Source organism: Dietzia sp. DQ11-44 (genome assembly GCF_014145205.1).
Lineage (GTDB): Bacteria > Actinomycetota > Actinomycetes > Mycobacteriales > Mycobacteriaceae > Dietzia > Dietzia natronolimnaea.
Genome location: NZ_JAALEC010000175.1, coordinates 1 through 3,372, shown reverse-complemented (window position 1 = coordinate 3,372; position 3,372 = coordinate 1). Strand labels below are relative to the sequence as shown.

The 3,372-nt window shown below is 71.0% G+C and carries 3 protein-coding genes; 1 reads left to right on the top strand and 2 read right to left on the bottom strand.

The genetic code is table 11. The features are described 5' to 3' along the window. A partial coding sequence (locus G6018_RS05515) for a DUF1801 domain-containing protein (protein WP_182639069.1) occupies positions 1–609 on the top strand: 609 nt, incomplete at its 5' end. A 31-nt stretch (positions 610–640) separates the two neighbouring features. Here G6018_RS05515 and lysS read toward each other — a convergent pair. After that, positions 641–2,260 (bottom strand): lysine--tRNA ligase, encoded by a 1,620-nt coding sequence (lysS, locus tag G6018_RS05510; RefSeq protein ID WP_179524485.1) that lies wholly within the window; start codon positions 2,258–2,260, stop codon positions 641–643. A gap of 21 nt (positions 2,261–2,281) precedes the next feature. Then, complete coding sequence (gene glsA, locus G6018_RS05505; RefSeq protein ID WP_182639067.1) at positions 2,282–3,244, bottom strand: glutaminase A; 963 nt, start codon at positions 3,242–3,244, stop codon at positions 2,282–2,284. Positions 3,245–3,372 lie beyond the last annotated feature (128 nt).

Genomic DNA, 3,372 nt, shown 5'->3' with positions numbered 1-3,372 from the left:
CTCCCCCGGCTCTCCGCGCCGGCGTCCCGCGCCCTCGCCGCGGCCGGGATCACCGACCTCCGCCAGTTGGACGGAACGCCCGAGAGGGACGTTCTGGCGCTGCACGGGGTCGGCCCCTCCCAGCTCGGCGTGCTGCGCGACGCACTGTCCGCGGCGGGGCTGTCCCTCGCCGATCCGCTCTCGCGGCCCCGCGCCACCGGCCGCAACGACAACACGGCGTTTCTCGAGACACCGGGCTCCCCACGGCAGTGGATCGAGGGGTTGCCCACCGCCCGGCGGGTGGAGGACGGCCTGCGCCTGCTCGAGCTCTTCGGCGAGGTCACCGGCGAACCACCGTCCATGTGGGGCCCGTCGATCGTGGGCTACGGCACGCACCACTACGTGTACGACAGCGGTCGTGAGGGCGACACCCTCCGGGTGGGCTTCAGTCCCCGCGCCTCCGCCATCAGCCTCTACGGACTGCTCGGGGCCCCGGGAGCCGACGCGTTGCTCGCGACGCTGGGGCCGCACAAGACCGGCACGGGGTGCCTCTACGTGACGACCCTGGCCCGGATCCGGGAACCCGTGCTCCGCGAACTCGTGGCGGCGGCGTGGGCGCAGCCGGACTGACGCAGCCAGAGCGTCGCCGGTGACGGTCGCGTCAGTCCCGCGGTAGCGGCTTGACCATCGGGAACAGGATCGTCTCCCTGATGCCCAGCCCGGTGAGCGCCATGAGCAGACGATCGATCCCCATACCCAACCCGGTGGTGGGCGGCATCCCCTGCTCCATCGCGGCCAGGAAGTCCTCGTCCAACACCATCGCCTCGTCGTCACCGGCCGCGGCGAGCCGCGCCTGGTCCTCGAACCGGCGACGCTGGATCACCGGGTCGACGAGCTCCGAGTAGCCGGTCGCCAGCTCGAACCCACGGACGTAGAGGTCCCACTTCTCGGTGACCCCCCGATCCGTGCGGTGATCGCGGGTCAGAGGGGAGGTCTCCACCGGGAAATCGCGGACGAACACCGGCCCCTCGAGCTGGTCACCGCACAGGTGCTCCCACAGCTCCTCGACCAGCTTGCCGTGCAGCCAGCCCCTGCCCGAGGGCACCTCGAGCCCGACCTCGCCGGCCAGTTCCGTGAGTTCCTCGACCGTCGAGTCGACCGTGACGGTGTCCTCGTCGGTGTTCCCCACCACCTCGGGGTGCTGCGCGCGCAGGGCCTCGTTGAGCGAGGGGTACATACGCATCTCACGCCACTGCCCGCCCAGGTCGTACTCCGTGCCGTCGGCGAGGGTGACGGTGGTGGTGCCGAACACCTCGCGCGCGACCTCCTGGATGACCTCACGGATCATCGTGGCGGACGTGTCGTAGTCCCCGTAGGCCTGGTAGGTCTCGAGCATCGCGAACTCGGGGCTGTGTGAGGAGTCCACACCCTCGTTCCGGAAGTTGCGGTTGATCTCGAAGACCCGCTCGATGCCGCCCACCACGCATCGCTTGAGGTAGAGCTCGGGGGCGATGCGCAGGTACAGGTCCAGGTCCAGGGCGTTGGAGTGCGTGACGAACGGCCGGGCGGCGGCGCCGCCGTGCAACGTCTGCAGCATCGGCGTCTCCACCTCCAGGAACCCCCGCCTGTCGAGGGCGTCCCGCAGGGCCCGGACGACCTTGATGCGGGTGACCGCGTTGCGCCGGGCCGTGTCGCGCATGATGAGGTCGGTGTAGCGCTGACGGACGCGCGTGTCCTCGCTCAGTTCCTTGTGCGCCACCGGCAACGGACGCAGCGACTTGGCCGCCAGCACCCACGAGTCGGCCATGACGGACAGCTCGCCGCGCCTGGACCGCACCACGCGGCCGGTCACCGAGACGTGGTCACCGAGGTCCACGTCCTGCTTCCACGCCTCGAGCCGCTCCTCGCCCACGTTGGCCAACGAGAGCATCGCCTGCAACTGCGGGGCGAACGAGTCGGGCCCGCCCTCGGTCGCCGGGACCGACAGGTCGGCGTCCGGGCTCACGCCGTCCTGGAGTCGGACGAAGCAGAGCTTGCCCGTGTTGCGGACGAACAGCACGCGGCCCGCGACGGAGACCCGGACGTCGGTCTCCTCCCCGGGCTCGAGGGCGACGAAGCGCGGATCCGAGGCGATCTCGACGAGCCCGTGCGTGCGGGGGACCTCGACCGGATAGGCGTCGACGCCGGAATCGAGGATGCGCTGCCGCTTGTCGCGACGGATACGCAGCTGCTCGGGGGTGTCGTCGGCGGGCTCGGTCGCGGCGGGGGTCGAGTCGGTCACGACTCCCGAGGATAGTCGTCCCTATGCGGCGGGGCCGAACCCGTCACCGCGCACGTGGTCGAGGACGTGGAGGTCGAACCGGTCCGACAGCTGCTCGATGGCGGCCGCCGCCCGGACACTGTTGCCGTGCTCGTCCAGGCGCGGCGAGTAGGCCGCGATCCCGAACTTACCGGGAACCACCGCGAACAGACACCCCGACACCCCGCTCTTCGCGGGCAGTCCGACCTGGTAGACCCAGTCGCCCGCCGCGTCGTACATGCCGCAGGTGAACATCACGCTGTTGGCGTAGCGGACCGCCTTGCGCCCGAGGATCCGCTCGTCGCTGCCGGGCTTCAGACCGCCGTTCGCGAACATGGCGGCCATGTGGGCGAGTTCCCGGACGTCCACGCGGACCGCGCACTGGCGTCCGTACCCCGCCACCACCTCGTGGGGGTCGTCCGCGAGGGTGCCCTCCTCGGCGAGGAGGTGCGCGAGCGCCTGGTTGCGGTGTGCGCTCTTGGCCTCGATGTCGGCGATCTCCTCGTCGACCTCCACGTCACGGCCGACGAGGCGGGAGAGCAGTGCGCGGATGTGCTCGAAGCGCGAGACCTCGTCGTTGTCGGTGTCCCCGACGAGCGCGTGGGCGGCCAACGCCCCGGCGTTGACCAGACCGTTGGGTGCCCGGCCGGTCCCGGCCTCGAGGGAGATCTCGTTGAAGGCGTCCCCGGAGGGTTCGACCCCGATCCGCTTGGCCACCTCGTCCACGCCCTTCTGGTCCAGGGCCAGGGCGTACACGAAGGGCTTGGAGGCGGATTGGAGATCGAAGCGGATGTCGTCGTCCCCCGCCGAGGTCACGGTGCCCTCGAGGTCGCACACCGCCATCGCCAGGGCGTCGGGGTTCGGGTGTTCGTAGTCGCCGAGGTGCGGGACCAGTTCGCCCGAGGAGTCGTCACGGACCTCGTCGAGGATGCCCTGGAGAAGGTCTGCCGAGATGTGGTCCGTCATGGACGCGACCGTACCGGGGCCGGTGCCCGCGCGCCCCCGGTCGGGCGTGGTGCCGCGCTCAGTGCGCCGAGATCGCGGATCGCTCGCGCAGCAGGTGCTCGGCGTCCGAGAGCAGGCCGAGCGCCCCC